The sequence below is a fragment of the Pseudomonas sp. GM79 genome (assembly GCF_000282495.1).
In the GTDB taxonomy this organism is placed as follows: Bacteria; Pseudomonadota; Gammaproteobacteria; order Pseudomonadales; family Pseudomonadaceae; genus Aquipseudomonas.
This window is the reverse complement of record NZ_AKJE01000059.1, coordinates 38,226-51,737: the sequence shown is the minus strand read 5'-3', so window position 1 is coordinate 51,737 and position 13,512 is coordinate 38,226. Positions and strand designations below refer to the sequence as shown.

Below are 13,512 nucleotides of genomic sequence, written 5' to 3'. Positions count from 1 at the left end.
GGTTGCGGGGGCTTTTTCATATGAGTGCAATTAAACCAAACACCGCAGATCCCCTGTGGGAGCGGGCTTGCTCGCGAAAGCGGACTGCCAGGCGACATCAATGTTGAATGTTCGTCCGTCTTCGCGAGCAAGCCCGCTCCCACAGGATCTGCGCTGCACTCAGATAAATGGCTACAAAGCCCCCCCCCGCTACCGCAAGGCGGCAGGAGCTTTTTAATTAGAGACGGCGCTCTGCAGCGTCGTAAACCTCTTCATCACGTCGCGCACCGACGGCGACGATCAAAACCTGGATCGCCTGTCCATCGACTCGATAAACAATCCGTGTATCACCTGTGCGGATCCGTCTGCAACCTGCAAGACTGGCTCTTAGGGGCTTGCCGCTCTTGTCCGGCTCGCCGTTGATAATCCGCTCTTCGATAACATCAAGAATGCGATTCGCCACCACAGCTCCCAGCAGATCCAGATCCTTCTGAACCTCCGGATGATAGATAACGCCCCAAACCATCCAAAGCTCCTTTAGTCTTTCCTGGCGTACCGCGCCCGCATATCGTCGTGGCTGACGGCCTTGGCCTGATCAAAACCGATCAATCGCTCCCGAGCCGCTGCTTCAACCCGAAGGTCCTCAAGCTCGTCGAGCATTTCCTGATACGCATCGACATTGATAATGACCGCTGCCGGCTGATTGTCTTTGAAAATGACCAGCCGCTCAGTGGCTCGGCTGGAAATCTCTTTTAGCCTCGCGCTGAACCCCCTGACCATTGCCGTCACAGAAATCGCTTGGTCAGCACGCTCCAGTAATGCCGTCATACTCACCTCTCTACACACTCATGCAAATTTGAACACACAGTTCTACGCAGAGTATCGCGTCGAATTCGACATACAGCAAGCTGCAAAAAAACGCGAATCTACGAACCTCCGTTTTTCCATGCCTACAAAAAATGAGTCGAACGACCTGTGAATTCTTTCGCCACGTTTAGTTTCGTTTACTTAAGGTTTCGCAATATCAGATGACGTCCGCAGACCTTGTAGGCAAACTCCGAATCGTCCTTTTTGGGCACTTTGATGCCTTGTTGCGTTTTTCTTCGACGGGATACTCTCCGGACGTCGCTGACTATTCAGCGATCGGGCTTGGAAACCCGTCGAGCGATTAGCAACAACGTGCCCAACATGACCGCAGGCCTTTATGGCTGCAATCTTGTGTCATGGCGGTTGTGCGTGGGACGTCTTCGGACGTGCCGGTTTCCTAGGCTCCCGGTTTTCCAACCTGCGCACAGCTGCCACCCATTCGCTTGGAAACGAACGTGGCAGCTCCTCAAGCTTAGGAAATAGACATGACTAAAATTGATGCTTCGGCGATTGCAGAACTAAAAACCATCGGCTTCACCCCGCTCATCTACTGCTCCGATCAGGCGTTATTCAACGTCCGCGCCGGCGTCCCCATCGTTGATGCCTTGTCACAAGCCTCCGACCTGCTGTTCCTCGCCAAATCATTTACCGAGGATGCGGCCTACATCAAAGACACCGACCGCCACGCCTGGGCCGCGCATTACCTGACGGCGATGAGTAAGGCCGTGATTGATGATGTGGTGAAGGTGCTGACACCGCGACCTGCCCGGACAAAGGCTGAATCTGAAGAAGAGCTGCCTGAAAGTCAGTAAAGGCACAGGGACGGAAAAGCCGCGTAATCACGCGGCTTTTTCATTCCAGCAGACACCGCAGATCCCCTGTGGGAGCGGGCTTGCTCGCGAAAGCGGACTGTCAGGCGACATCAATGTTGAATGTTGGTCCGTCTTCGCGAGCAAGCCCGCTCCCACAGGGGATTGTCAGTGGATTCAAGTCATCGGACACAAAAAAGCCCCCGCTACCTTCATGGCAACGGGGGCTTTTCGTTGTGGCTTACATCTCGACTTGCGTACCCAGCTCAATCACCCGATTCAACGGCAAATTGAAGAACCGCAGATTACCGTTGGCATTCTTCAACATGAAGGCGAACAACGTCTCGCGCCAGCGGGCCATGCCTTCGAGTTTGGAGGCGATGACTGTCTCGCGGCTGAGGAAGTAGGTAGTGCGCATCGGGCTGAAATTCAGGTCATCCAGATGGCACAGTTTCAAGGCCTCAGGCACGTCCGGCTCGTCGGTGAAGCCGAAGTGCAGGATCACCCGGAAGAACCCTTCGCCGTAGGAATCGACCGCGAAACGCCGTTGCGGCGGGACGCGCGGGATGTCTTCGTACACCACTGTCAGCAACACTACTTGCTCGTGCAGCACCTGGTTATGCAGCAGGTTGTGCAACAGCGCGTGAGGCACGGCGTCCGGACGGGCGGAGAGGAACACCGCCGTGCCCTGGACCCGATGCGGCGGTTGCACGCGGATGCTGCTGATGAAGATCGGCAGCGGCAACCCGCCCTCGTCCATTCGCTCCACCAGCAGTTGCTTGCCGCGTTTCCAGGTGGTCATCAACACGAACAGCACGATACCGGCAATCACCGGGAACGCACCGCCCTGAATGATTTTCGGCACGTTGGCGGCGAAGTACAGACCGTCTACCAACAGGAAACCCAGCAACACCGGAACAGCGAGGATCGGTGGCCACTTCCACAGCAGCAGCATCACCGCCGACACCAGGATGGTGGTCATCAGCATCGTGCCAGTCACCGCCACGCCGTAGGCCGAAGCCAACGCGCCGGAGGACTCGAAGCCCAGCACCAGCAGGATCACGCCAACCATCAGCGCCCAGTTCACCGCGCCGATATAGATCTGGCCTTGCTCGGCACTGGACGTGTGCTGGATGTGCATGCGCGGAATGTAGCCGAGCTGGATCGCCTGACGAGTCAGGGAGAATGCACCAGAAATCACCGCCTGAGAGGCGATTACCGTGGCCAGGGTCGACAACCCCACCAACGGAATCAGAGCCCAGCTCGGTGCCAACAAGTAGAACGGGTTACGGGCCGCTTCCGGATCACCGAGCAGCAACGCGCCCTGACCGAAGTAGTTCAGCACCAGGGCCGGCAGCACCAGAATGAACCAGGCCCGGGCGATCGGCTTGCGACCGAAGTGGCCCATGTCGGCGTACAACGCCTCGGCACCAGTCAATGCCAGCACCACAGCGCCAAGAATCGCGATCCCCATGCCCGGATGGACCATGAAGAAGCGCACGCCCCACACCGGATTCATCGCCTGCAACACTTCCGGATGCTGACTGATGCCATACACGCCCAGCGCGCCCAGCACCAGAAACCAGGTGACCATGATTGGCCCGAACAGAATGCCGATCCGCGCCGTACCGTGACGCTGAATCAGGAACAACGCCACCAGCACGATCAACGACAGCGGCACCACCCAATGGTCGATGCCCTCGAATGCCAGCCCAAGGCCTTCAATCGCCGAAAGGACGGAAATCGCCGGGGTGATCATGCTGTCGCCATAGAACAGCGCCGCGCCGATCAGCCCGCAGACGACCAGCAAGGTACGCAACTTCGCATGCCCCGCCGCTGCCCGCCGCGCCAGCGCGGTCAAGGCCATGATTCCGCCCTCACCCTGGTTGTCGGCACGCAGCACGAACATCATGTATTTGATCGAGACGACCCAGATCAGCGACCAGAAGATCAGCGCCAGAATGCCCAGCACGCCGTCATGGTTGACCGGCACGCCATAGCCACCGGAAAACACTTCTTTGAGGGTGTACAGCGGGCTCGTGCCGATATCGCCATAAACCACCCCGACTGCTGCGACCAGCATGCCGATCGGCTTCGCCGCCGAATGCTCGCTGGCCGCCACCTGACTACTTGCCTGCCCCATCCAAAAACTCCTACTGCTCAGACTCGGACTTCTTATAAGAAGCACTATGCTTTGTGGCGCAGCATGCGCTGTTTTACGTGTTGTTACAGACGTTTTATTGACTATAGAAAATCGGTAAAGCGTAACGGCGCGAAGCATAGCGCAGCACTCGTCGTATTTCCCTGCATAAAGCTGGTCAAGTGCGCCTCTCATCGCTAGAATTGCGCACTTTTTGACCAGAGACGCAACATAGCGTCCGTCTGTCGCCTTGCCGACTTCGGCTGGAGGCGTCCCAAATACCGAGGTTAGACATGTCCACCACTCCTGCGCCGGCCAATCCAAAGGTTGGCTTCGTATCCCTGGGTTGCCCGAAAGCACTGGTCGACTCCGAGCGCATCCTTACCCAGCTGCGCATGGAAGGCTATGACGTTGTGTCCACGTATCAGGACGCCGATGTCGTGGTGGTCAACACCTGCGGCTTCATCGACTCGGCCAAGGCAGAGTCTTTGGAAGTGATCGGCGAAGCCATCAAGGAAAACGGCAAGGTCATCGTGACCGGCTGCATGGGCGTCGAAGAAGGCAACATTCGCAACGTACACCCAAGCGTGCTGGCCGTGACCGGTCCGCAGCAGTACGAGCAAGTGGTCAACGCCGTGCACGACGTGGTGCCGCCGCGCCAGGATCACAACCCACTGATCGACCTGGTGCCGCCGCAAGGGATCAAACTGACCCCGCGCCACTACGCCTACCTGAAGATTTCCGAAGGCTGCAACCACAGCTGCAGCTTCTGCATCATCCCCTCGATGCGCGGCAAACTGGTCAGTCGCCCGGTCGGTGACGTGCTTGACGAGGCTCAGCGCCTGGTCAAGGCCGGCGTCAAAGAGCTGTTGGTGATTTCCCAGGACACCAGCGCCTACGGCGTTGATGTGAAGTACCGCACCGGCTTCTGGAACGGCGCGCCGGTGAAAACCCGCATGACCGAACTCTGCGAAGCCCTGAGCACCCTCGGTGTCTGGGTGCGCCTGCACTACGTTTACCCGTACCCGCACGTCGACGAGCTGATCCCGCTGATGGCCGCCGGGAAAATCCTGCCGTACCTGGACATCCCGTTCCAGCACGCCAGCCCGAAAGTCCTGAAAGCCATGAAACGCCCGGCCTTCGAAGACAAGACCCTGGCACGAATCAAGAACTGGCGCGAAATCTGCCCGGACCTGATCATTCGTTCGACCTTCATCGTCGGTTTCCCCGGCGAAACCGAAGAAGACTTCCAGTACCTGCTGAACTGGCTGACCGAAGCGCAGCTGGACCGCGTTGGCTGCTTCCAGTACTCGCCGGTCGAAGGTGCACCGGCCAACCTGCTGGACGCGGCCATTGTGCCGGACGACGTCAAGCAAGACCGTTGGGACCGCTTCATGGCGCACCAGCAGGCCATCAGCTCGGCGCGCCTGCAAATGCGCATCGGCCGTGAAATCGAAGTACTGGTCGATGAAGTCGACGAGCAAGGCGCGGTTGGCCGCTGCTTCTTCGATGCCCCGGAGATCGACGGCAACGTGTTCATCGACAACGGCAGCAACTTGAAACCAGGCGACAAAGTCTGGTGCAAAGTGACCGATGCCGACGAGTACGACCTGTGGGCTGAACAGATCTAAACGCAAAAAATATAAAAAGCCCCGCTCTCTTGACGAGATGCGGGGCTTTTTTACGTCTATCGTTTTGTGAGAGAAAGAACTCCACGCAAGAGAGGCCTGCGGGCATGCGCCAACACTCGGTCATTCACACACCGAAACAGAGCGACTACGAAGAACTCACCCAAGTGTGGGAAGCCTCGGTGCGCGCCACCCATGACTTTCTGCCCGACAGCTACATCGACCTGCTGAAGAATCTGGTGCTGACCCGCTACCTCGACGCGGTGATGCTGATCTGTACCAAAGACTCACGCCAGCGCATCACCGGGTTCGCCGGCGTGGCGGCGGGCAAGGTCGAAATGCTCTTCATCGACCCGGCGCATCGCGGCAAAGGCCTGGGCAAGCAATTGCTGCGCTACGCCCTGGAACACCTGAACGCCGATGAGCTGGACGTCAATGAGCAGAATCCGCAGGCCTTGGGGTTCTACTTCAAGCAGGGTTTTGAGGTGATCGGTCGCTCCGAGCACGACGGTATGGGTCAGCCCTATCCGTTGTTGCACATGCGTTTGCGCCAAAACCAGCAACACTCGCAGCACGGCTGACACAACACAGAACAAAATGTGGGAGCGGGCTTGCTCGCGAATACGGTGTGTCATTCAACAGATAAATTGACTGATCTACCGCCTTCGCGAGCAAGCCCGCTCCCACAAAAAAGCCGCACGGCGCAAATGGAGCCGGGATTAACCGGCGCCCAGCAGGTACAATGCCCACCCTTTTTTTGTTACGGCCCTGTCATGACTGACCCGATTCGTCTCTCCAAACGCCTCATCGAACTCGTCGGCTGTTCCCGTCGGGAGGCTGAGCTGTTCATCGAGGGCGGCTGGGTCACCGTGGACGGCGAAGTCATCGACGAGCCGCAGTTCAAGGTCGACACCCAAAAAGTCGAGCTCGATCCCGAAGCCAAGGCCACTGCGCCGGAGCCGGTGACCATTCTGTTCAACGTCCCTGCGGGCATGGACGCGGAAACGGCCATGGCGACCATCAGCGCCGAGACCCTGAGCGAAGAACACCGCTACGGCAAACGCCCGCTCAAGGGCCACTTCCTGCGCCTGACCGCCAGTACCGATCTGCAGGCCAATGCCAGCGGTCTGCTGGTGTTCACCCAAGACTGGAAGATCCTGCGCAAACTCACCGCCGACTCCGCCAAAATCGAGCAGGAATACGTGGTGGAAGTTGAAGGCGACATGGTGGCTCACGGCCTCAACCGCCTGAACCACGGCCTGACCTACAAGGGCAAGGAACTGCCGCCGGTCAAAGCCAGCTGGCAGAACGAAAACCGTCTGCGTTTTGCGATGAAAAACCCACAACCGGGCGTGATCGCCCTGTTTTGCCAGGCCGTGGGCCTGAAGGTCGTCGCCATCCGCCGCATCCGCATCGGCGGCGTGTCCATTGGCAAAGTGCCGTTGGGGCAATGGCGCTACCTGTCCGGCAAAGAGAAGTTCTAAGACTTTTCACGCCGCCATACATTTCGGCGCCGCGGCTTATGCGACGCCCACTGCTGAATATCAGGATTGCACACCATGATTCATAACGACGTACTGCGCAGCGTGCGCTACATGCTCGACATCAGCGACAAGAAAGTCATCGAGATCATCAAGCTCGGCGGCATGGACGTGTCCATGGAAGACCTGCTGACGTACCTCGACAAGAAAGAGGAAGACGAGGAAGGCTTCGTACGCTGCCCGGACGAGGTCATGGCGCATTTCCTCGATGGCCTGGTGATCTTCAAGCGCGGCAAGGACGAAAGCCGTCCGCCGCAGCCGATCGAAGTGCCGGTGACCAACAACATCATCCTGAAAAAACTGCGTGTGGCCTTCGAACTGAAAGAGGACGACATGCACGCGATCCTCAAGGCTGCCGAGTTCCCGGTGTCCAAGCCTGAGCTGAGCGCGCTGTTCCGCAAGTTCGGCCACACCAACTACCGCACCTGCGGCGACCAGTTGCTGCGCAATTTCCTCAAGGGGCTCACTCTTCGAGTGAGAGCGTAAAGCAGCTGCAGGCTACAAGCCGCAAGCGGATAGTGTCTAGCTTGTAGCTTGTAGCTTGAAACTTGTAGCTGGGCCGTATGGCCCCCCATTCCTCGCAAAAATAGTGGCTCCGCTTCTGGCGGCTGACGACTAGGGTGTACTGACCCTTTGCCCTCAGGACTCGCCCTATGCACCCGTATTTTTCTCTCGCAGGCCGCACCGCTCTGGTGACCGGCGGCACCCGCGGTATCGGCAAAATGATCGCCAAGGCTTATGTCGAGGCTGGCGCCACGGTGTACGTGTGTGCCCGAGATGCCGACGCCTGTCAGCAAACTGCCAACGAACTGAGTGCCTTCGGGGTTTGTCACGCGGTAGCTGCCAACCTGGCCCACGAAGAAGGCGTCCAGCAATTGGCTGCTCACCTAAGTGAACAGATCGGTCAGCTGGATATTCTGGTGAACAACGCCGGCACCACCTGGGGCGCGCCGCTGGAGAGTTACCCGGTCAAGGGCTGGGAAAAGGTCATGCAGCTCAACGTGACCTCGGTATTCAACTGCATCCAGCAATTTCTGCCGCTGCTGCGCAAGGCCGGTTCGGCGGCGAATCCGGCACGGATCATCAACATTGGTTCGGTCGCCGGGATTTCATCCTTCGGCGAACAGGCGTATGCCTACGGCCCGAGCAAGGCTGCCCTGCATCAACTGTCGCGGATTCTGGCGCGGGAGCTGGTGAGCCAACACATCAACGTTAATGTGATCGCACCGGGACGGTTCCCGAGCAAGATGACGCAGCACATTGGCAATGATGAGCAGGCGTTGGCCGAGGACACGGCGCTGATTCCGATGAAGCGCTGGGGGCGGGAGGAAGAGATGGCTGCCTTGGCGATCAGTTTGGCGAGTATGGCCGGGGCGTATATGACTGGGAATATTATTCCTTTGGATGGTGGGTTTAGCCTTTAATCCGTGGTGCGCCCTTCGCGAGCAAGCCCGCTCCCACATTGGAACTCCTGTAGCCGCACCATTTGTGGCCATCATCAATCCAGTGTGGGAGCGGGCTTGCTCGCGAAGGCGATCTGTCAGTCACCGTCGACCCAAGGGTCAATCGGGTATCATGCCCGCCCACACCCCGCCTCGACCCTAGACCATGACCTACAGCGTTTCCCCCATCGGCTTCGTGCGCTCCTGCTTCAAGGAGAAGTTCGCCATTCCGCGCCAACCGCAACTGGCCCCGGCCGCTCGAGGCGTGCTGGAACTGGTGGCGCCGTTCGATCAGGGTGATGCGGTGCAGGGGCTGGAACAGGTCAGTCATGTCTGGCTGCTGTTCCTGTTCCATCAGGCCCTGGAAGAAAAGCCACGCCTGAAAGTCCGCCCTCCCCGACTGGGCGGCAACAAATCCATGGGCGTGTTTGCCACTCGGGCGACGCATCGACCCAATGGCATCGGTCAATCGGTGGTCAAACTGGACAAAGTCGAAGCCAATCGGCTGTGGATCTCCGGCATCGACCTACTCGATGGCACGCCGATTCTCGACATCAAACCTTACGTGCCTTACGCGGACATCATCGACACAGCGTCCAACAGCATCGCCAGCGCCCCGCCATCGCTGATTCCCGTGCAGTGGACAGACTCAGCACTGCAACAGGCTCACGGCCACGCTCAGCGGCTTGATGAGCCCTTGGTCGAGCTGATCGAGCAATGCCTGGCACAAGACCCACGCCCGGCGTACCAGATTCCTACGCCAGAAAGGGAATACGGCGCGCAGTTCTGGGATGTGGATGTACGCTGGCATTACCCGACGCCTGACCTGATCCGCGTGCTCGAAGTCATTCCCGTATCCAACGCGTAGGGAATTTCGTCCGGCATAAAAAAGCCCGCGCTGCCTTAAGGCAACGCGGGCTTTTTATGGTCAGCACCAAACAAATGTGGGAGCGGGCTTGCTCGCGAAAGCGGACTCTCAGTCAACATCATCGTTAAATGTTAAACCGTCTTCGCGAGCAAGCCCGCTCCCACATTTTTCAGCGAAACTTACTTCTCGACGAACGCACGCTCGATCAGGTAATCACCCGGCTCGCGCATCCGCGGCGAAACTTTCAGGCCGAAGCTGTTCAACACTTCGCTGGTCTCGTCGAGCATGCTCGGGCTACCGCACAGCATGGCGCGATCGTCCTGCGGGTTGATCGGTGGCAGACCGATGTCGCTGAACAGCTTGCCGCTGCGCATCAGGTCGGTCAGGCGGCCTTCGTTCTCGAATGGCTCGCGGGTCACGGTCGGGTAGTAGATCAACTTGTCACGCAGGGCTTCGCCGAAGAACTCGTTCTGCGGCAGGTGCTCGGTGATGAACTCGCGGTAAGCGACTTCATTGACGTAACGCACGCCGTGGCACAGGATCACTTTTTCGAAACGCTCGTAGGTTTCCGGGTCCTGGATGACGCTCATGAACGGCGCCAGACCGGTACCGGTGCTGAGCAGGTACAAATGTTTGCCAGGCTTCAAGTCATCCAGCACCAAGGTGCCGGTAGGCTTCTTGCTGATGATGATCTCGTCGCCTTCCTTCAGATGCTGCAACTGGGAAGTCAGCGGGCCATCAGGCACTTTGATGCTGAAGAACTCGAGATGCTCTTCCCAATTCGGGCTGGCAATCGAGTAAGCGCGCATAAGCGGGCGGCCGTTGGGCTGTTGCAGGCCGATCATCACGAACTGACCGTTCTCGAAGCGCAGGCCCGGATCGCGGGTGCACTTGAAGCTGAACAGAGTGTCGTTCCAGTGGTGAACACTGAGGACACGCTCGTGGTTCATGTTGCTCATGTACGTGGGACTCCTGGAGATTTGCCTGCGCCGATGATGTGCGCAATTGCAGCGCATTCTAATGGCAGCGACAATATCTGTTAACTGGATTATTAAGATAAGGGTTATCGGTTATATCGATATGCGATTTACTCTCCGTCAACTTCAAGTATTCGTCGCCGTCGCCCAGCAGGAAAGCGTATCCCGTGCTGCATTAACGCTCAACCTCTCGCAATCGGCGGCCAGCACCTCGATCACCGAGCTGGAGCGTCAGTGCAGCTGCCAGCTGTTCGATCGCGCCGGCAAACGGCTGAGCCTCAACGCCCTCGGCAAACAACTGTTGCCGCAAGCGGTGGCCCTGCTCGATCAGGCCAAGGAGATCGAAGACTTGCTCAACGGCAAGTCCGGTTTCGGCTCTCTGGCGGTCGGCGCGACCCTGACCATCGGCAATTACCTCGCCACCCTGCTGATCGGCAGCTTCATGCAACGTCATCCGGAAAGCCAGGTGAAGCTGCATGTGCAGAACACTGCCAACATCGTGCAACAGGTCGCGCACTATGAAATTGATCTGGGTCTAATCGAAGGCGACTGCAGCCATCCGGACATCGAAGTGCAGAGTTGGGTCGAAGATGAACTGGTGGTGTTCTGCGCGCCCCAGCATCCGCTGGCCAAACGTGGCATCGCGACCATGGAGGAGCTGAGTCATGAGGCGTGGATTCTCCGCGAACAAGGCTCGGGCACACGGCTGACGTTCGACCAGGCCATGCGACACCATCGCAGCGCGCTGAACATTCGCCTGGAGCTGGAACACACCGAAGCAATCAAGCGCGCGGTGGAATCAGGTTTGGGGATTGGTTGCATTTCGCGCCTAGCGCTGCGCGATGCGTTCCGCCGCGGCAGCCTGGTGCCAGTAGAAACACCGGATCTGGATCTGGCGCGGCAGTTCTATTTCATCTGGCACAAACAGAAATATCAGACATCGGCGATGCGCGAATTCCTCGAACTGTGCCGCGCGTTCACCGCCGGGGTTCAGCGCAGCGACGAGATCGTCCTGCCCACTATCGCTTAAAGCAGAATCACCGCCCACACCAGCGCGATCATGCTCAACGCCACGAATTGAGCAGCGCTGCCCATGTCCTTGGCGTTCTTGGACAATGGATGCAACTCAAGGGAAATGCGGTCGATGGCCGCTTCCACCGCCGAATTGAGCAACTCGACGATCAAGGCCAACAGGCAGACCGCAATCAGCAGCGCCTGCTCGACACGGCTGACGTTGAGGAAGAATGACAACGGAATCAGGATGGCATTAAGCAACACCAACTGCCGGAAGGCCGCTTCACCGGTGAAGGCTGCGCGCAGGCCGTCCAGGGAGTAGCCAGAGGCGTTGAGGATACGTTTGAGGCCGGTCTGGCCTTTGAAAGGTGACATAAAGTAGGCAACTGACCAAAAAGGATTGAGAAAGCTAGATGAAGCAAAGTCAAAAAAGCGTGAACACGTAGCGCCTTAGTTGCTCGAAATTGACTCAAGTTGTTGCAAGAGCAACGCTGCCTGAGTCCGGGTCCGCACATTCAGCTTACGGAAAATGGCCGTGACGTGGGCCTTGATCGTCGCTTCGGAAACGCTCAACTCGTAAGCAATCTGCTTGTTCAGCAAACCTTCACAGACCATGGTCAATACCCGGAACTGCTGAGGTGTCAGGCTGGCAAGGCCCTCGCTGGCGGCCTTGGCTTCGGCGCAAACGCTCACCGCCTCAAAGGCCTGGGGCGGCCAGAAAACGTCGCCATCCAGCACCGCGCGTACGGCTTTCTGAATGACACTCAAATCACTGGACTTGGGAATGAAACCGCTGGCGCCGAATTCACGGGATTTCACCATGATCGACGCTTCTTCCTGAGCCGAGACCATCACCACCGGAATCTGCGGGTACTGCCCACGCAACAGCACCAGCCCGGAAAAACCGTAAGCCCCCGGCATGTTCAGGTCCAGCAATACCAGATCCCAATCGGCCTTTTCGTCCAGACGGGTTTCCAGCTCGGCAATGCTCGCCACTTCCACCAGACGGACATCCGGGCCCAGGCCCAGGGTCAACGCTTGATGCAGGGCGCTACGAAAAAGAGGGTGGTCATCGGCAATCAGGATTTCGTATGTGGCCATTTTTCAAATGATCCTGTTTTTTTATGGGACGCCCGATGCATTCAGGCCTCGCCAAAACAACTCGAGGTGCAGCCACGCAGCAGCACCAACAGGGCACGTTCAACGCCAATTACGTAAAAAAAGCAGCGTTTCAAACCTTGGCCGCGCCCTAATCGGCGCCAAGCATGCCCAGCGAAGCCGGGGTGGTCAAGTTGCGTGGCCCTGCCAGCGAGCCTGGTTCCTTGCAGTATGGGCGATGCTCAGCAGATCACGGGCGCCGCGTGCTGTACAAAGGGCATCAGCTCGGCATGGGCCGGTGTTGCAACATTCATATCCAGCTGATGTTTAGCGTCCAGGTAATGCTGGCTGAACACATCAAAATAAGCGTCCAGCGCCGAAGCAGCGTCTGTATCACCGGCAAGATCGAGGCACAGCGCCGCCACTTCGGCCGTGCACAGGTGCTCGCTGCGAGTGGACCTGCGCAATCGGTATCGTGAAAGTTTCTCAGGAAGCAGGCTCAGAATCGGGAACGCATCAAAATAGGGGCTTTTGCGGAAAATCTTCCGGGCTTCGGTCCAGGTGGCGTCCAGCAGAATGAACAATGGGCGCTTGGTGCTATCAACCTCGACGCTGTGGGTAACTCGCTCGGGCTCGACGTATTCGCCCGGAAACACCAGATAGGGTTGCCATTGCGGGTCGGCCAACAGCGCCAGCAGTTGTTCATCGATTTCCGTGCGCGACCAGATGAATGCGTGGTTGTCGCGCACCACATCGGCAATCAGCCAACCGGTATTGCTCGGTTTGAACACTTCTTTATTGGTCATGATCAGGCACACGCCGCTACGGGTGTCGACCTGTGGGCGCCAGGCGCATAGGCAGTGACTCTCGATCACACGGCAGGCACGGCAACGGGTTGCTCGCCAGCCACGGGCCTGAATCGGCTTGATGCCCTCTTCCTCTCGCTGATCGCGCAAGCGGGCTACGGCGTTGGGGGCGTGGTTCATCGTGAGCAACACCGGCAGACAGGAAAACTCGACACAAACGGCACTCGGCAAGGCAATAAAGGCCAGCAGTTTACCAGAGCCGCCAGCGCAAGCCTGTACCGTCCAGGCGGGCTCCCCTATAATTCGCCGCCACTGAACGCACAGTCACGTGGCTGGTCGAACC

At 58.3% G+C, this 13,512-nt stretch carries 15 protein-coding genes; 8 read left to right on the top strand and 7 right to left on the bottom strand.

The window, feature by feature from the left end; genetic code table 11:
• Positions 1-217: 217 nt before the first annotated feature.
• Together PMI36_RS12530 and PMI36_RS12535 are read right to left on the bottom strand one after the other, a co-directional pair.
• On the bottom strand, positions 218-505 hold the full coding sequence (locus PMI36_RS12530) for a type II toxin-antitoxin system RelE family toxin (RefSeq protein ID WP_008072730.1): 288 nt from the start codon (positions 503-505) through the stop codon (positions 218-220).
• A gap of 11 nt (positions 506-516) precedes the next feature.
• A complete protein-coding gene (locus PMI36_RS12535; protein WP_007904631.1) occupies positions 517-807 on the bottom strand; it encodes a Phd-YefM in 291 nt (96 codons plus the stop codon).
• A gap of 524 nt (positions 808-1,331) precedes the next feature.
• On the opposite strand from PMI36_RS12535, the gene PMI36_RS12540 reads away from it, so the two are divergent.
• Positions 1,332-1,658, top strand: a complete 327-nt coding sequence (locus tag PMI36_RS12540) for a DUF3077 domain-containing protein (protein WP_008072727.1) — start codon at positions 1,332-1,334, stop codon at positions 1,656-1,658.
• A gap of 238 nt (positions 1,659-1,896) precedes the next feature.
• Here the strand turns inward: PMI36_RS12540 and PMI36_RS12545 are convergent, their stop codons facing one another.
• Entirely contained in the window at positions 1,897-3,798 is a 1,902-nt protein-coding gene (locus PMI36_RS12545) for a potassium transporter Kup (RefSeq protein WP_008072725.1), read from the bottom strand.
• A gap of 290 nt (positions 3,799-4,088) precedes the next feature.
• Here PMI36_RS12545 and rimO point away from each other — a divergent pair, with 290 nt between their 5' ends.
• The 6 genes from rimO to tsaA all read left to right on the top strand — a co-directional run bounded on the left by rimO (position 4,089) and on the right by tsaA (position 9,274).
• Positions 4,089-5,426 (top strand): 30S ribosomal protein S12 methylthiotransferase RimO, encoded by a 1,338-nt coding sequence (gene rimO, locus PMI36_RS12550; RefSeq protein ID WP_008072723.1) that lies wholly within the window; start codon positions 4,089-4,091, stop codon positions 5,424-5,426.
• A gap of 104 nt (positions 5,427-5,530) precedes the next feature.
• Complete coding sequence (locus PMI36_RS12555; RefSeq protein ID WP_008010136.1) at positions 5,531-6,004, top strand: GNAT family N-acetyltransferase; 474 nt, start codon at positions 5,531-5,533, stop codon at positions 6,002-6,004.
• A gap of 192 nt (positions 6,005-6,196) precedes the next feature.
• Positions 6,197-6,907, top strand: a complete 711-nt coding sequence (locus PMI36_RS12560; RefSeq protein ID WP_008072721.1) for an rRNA pseudouridine synthase — start codon at positions 6,197-6,199, stop codon at positions 6,905-6,907.
• Positions 6,908-6,982: 75 nt separating this feature from the next.
• Positions 6,983-7,450, top strand: a complete 468-nt coding sequence (locus tag PMI36_RS12565; RefSeq protein WP_007907292.1) for a DUF1456 family protein — start codon at positions 6,983-6,985, stop codon at positions 7,448-7,450.
• Positions 7,451-7,617: 167 nt separating this feature from the next.
• Positions 7,618-8,388, top strand: a complete 771-nt coding sequence (locus PMI36_RS12570) for an SDR family oxidoreductase (protein ID WP_008072719.1) — start codon at positions 7,618-7,620, stop codon at positions 8,386-8,388.
• Between the two features lie 184 nt (positions 8,389-8,572).
• Positions 8,573-9,274: a tRNA (N6-threonylcarbamoyladenosine(37)-N6)-methyltransferase TrmO gene (gene tsaA / locus PMI36_RS12575; protein WP_008072717.1), complete on the top strand. Its 702-nt coding sequence runs from the start codon at positions 8,573-8,575 to the stop codon at positions 9,272-9,274.
• A 179-nt stretch (positions 9,275-9,453) separates the two neighbouring features.
• On the opposite strand, the gene fpr is transcribed toward tsaA, so the two are convergent.
• Positions 9,454-10,233: a ferredoxin-NADP reductase gene (gene fpr, locus PMI36_RS12580; protein ID WP_003443014.1), complete on the bottom strand. Its 780-nt coding sequence runs from the start codon at positions 10,231-10,233 to the stop codon at positions 9,454-9,456.
• 121 nt (positions 10,234-10,354) lie between these two features.
• Between fpr and PMI36_RS12585 the strand changes: the two genes are divergently transcribed.
• Complete coding sequence (locus tag PMI36_RS12585; protein ID WP_007907288.1) at positions 10,355-11,281, top strand: LysR family transcriptional regulator; 927 nt, start codon at positions 10,355-10,357, stop codon at positions 11,279-11,281.
• Here PMI36_RS12585 and PMI36_RS12590 read toward each other — a convergent pair.
• The 3 genes from PMI36_RS12590 to PMI36_RS12600 all read right to left on the bottom strand — a co-directional run bounded on the left by PMI36_RS12590 (position 11,278) and on the right by PMI36_RS12600 (position 13,349).
• Complete coding sequence (locus tag PMI36_RS12590; protein ID WP_007907286.1) at positions 11,278-11,640, bottom strand: diacylglycerol kinase; 363 nt, start codon at positions 11,638-11,640, stop codon at positions 11,278-11,280. The genes PMI36_RS12585 and PMI36_RS12590 overlap by 4 nt on opposite strands.
• Positions 11,641-11,715: 75 nt before the next feature.
• Positions 11,716-12,366, bottom strand: coding sequence for a response regulator transcription factor ErdR (erdR, locus tag PMI36_RS12595; protein ID WP_008072713.1), 651 nt, complete (start codon positions 12,364-12,366; stop codon positions 11,716-11,718).
• A gap of 239 nt (positions 12,367-12,605) precedes the next feature.
• Positions 12,606-13,349 carry a tRNA-uridine aminocarboxypropyltransferase gene (locus PMI36_RS12600; RefSeq protein WP_008072711.1) on the bottom strand — a complete coding sequence of 248 codons (744 nt, stop codon included), beginning with the start codon at positions 13,347-13,349 and terminating at the stop codon, positions 12,606-12,608.
• Positions 13,350-13,512: the final 163 nt, after the last annotated feature.

Excerpts from the sequence above, each read along its gene's own strand:
- PMI36_RS12585 (WP_007907288.1), top strand. The coding sequence starts at position 10,355 with ATGCGATTTACTCTCCGTCAACTTCAAGTATTCGTCGCCGTCGCCCAG.
- tsaA (WP_008072717.1), top strand. The coding sequence starts at position 8,573 with ATGACCTACAGCGTTTCCCCCATCGGCTTCGTGCGCTCCTGCTTCAAG.
- PMI36_RS12540 (WP_008072727.1), top strand. The coding sequence starts at position 1,332 with ATGACTAAAATTGATGCTTCGGCGATTGCAGAACTAAAAACCATCGGC.
- erdR (WP_008072713.1), bottom strand. The coding sequence starts at position 12,366 with ATGGCCACATACGAAATCCTGATTGCCGATGACCACCCTCTTTTTCGT.
- PMI36_RS12570 (WP_008072719.1), top strand. The coding sequence starts at position 7,618 with ATGCACCCGTATTTTTCTCTCGCAGGCCGCACCGCTCTGGTGACCGGC.
- PMI36_RS12600 (WP_008072711.1), bottom strand. The coding sequence starts at position 13,349 with ATGAACCACGCCCCCAACGCCGTAGCCCGCTTGCGCGATCAGCGAGAG.
- fpr (WP_003443014.1), bottom strand. The coding sequence starts at position 10,233 with ATGAGCAACATGAACCACGAGCGTGTCCTCAGTGTTCACCACTGGAAC.
- PMI36_RS12555 (WP_008010136.1), top strand. The coding sequence starts at position 5,531 with ATGCGCCAACACTCGGTCATTCACACACCGAAACAGAGCGACTACGAA.
- PMI36_RS12530 (WP_008072730.1), bottom strand. The coding sequence starts at position 505 with ATGGTTTGGGGCGTTATCTATCATCCGGAGGTTCAGAAGGATCTGGAT.
- rimO (WP_008072723.1), top strand. The coding sequence starts at position 4,089 with ATGTCCACCACTCCTGCGCCGGCCAATCCAAAGGTTGGCTTCGTATCC.
- PMI36_RS12560 (WP_008072721.1), top strand. The coding sequence starts at position 6,197 with ATGACTGACCCGATTCGTCTCTCCAAACGCCTCATCGAACTCGTCGGC.
- PMI36_RS12535 (WP_007904631.1), bottom strand. The coding sequence starts at position 807 with ATGACGGCATTACTGGAGCGTGCTGACCAAGCGATTTCTGTGACGGCA.
- PMI36_RS12545 (WP_008072725.1), bottom strand. The coding sequence starts at position 3,798 with ATGGGGCAGGCAAGTAGTCAGGTGGCGGCCAGCGAGCATTCGGCGGCG.
- PMI36_RS12590 (WP_007907286.1), bottom strand. The coding sequence starts at position 11,640 with ATGTCACCTTTCAAAGGCCAGACCGGCCTCAAACGTATCCTCAACGCC.
- PMI36_RS12565 (WP_007907292.1), top strand. The coding sequence starts at position 6,983 with ATGATTCATAACGACGTACTGCGCAGCGTGCGCTACATGCTCGACATC.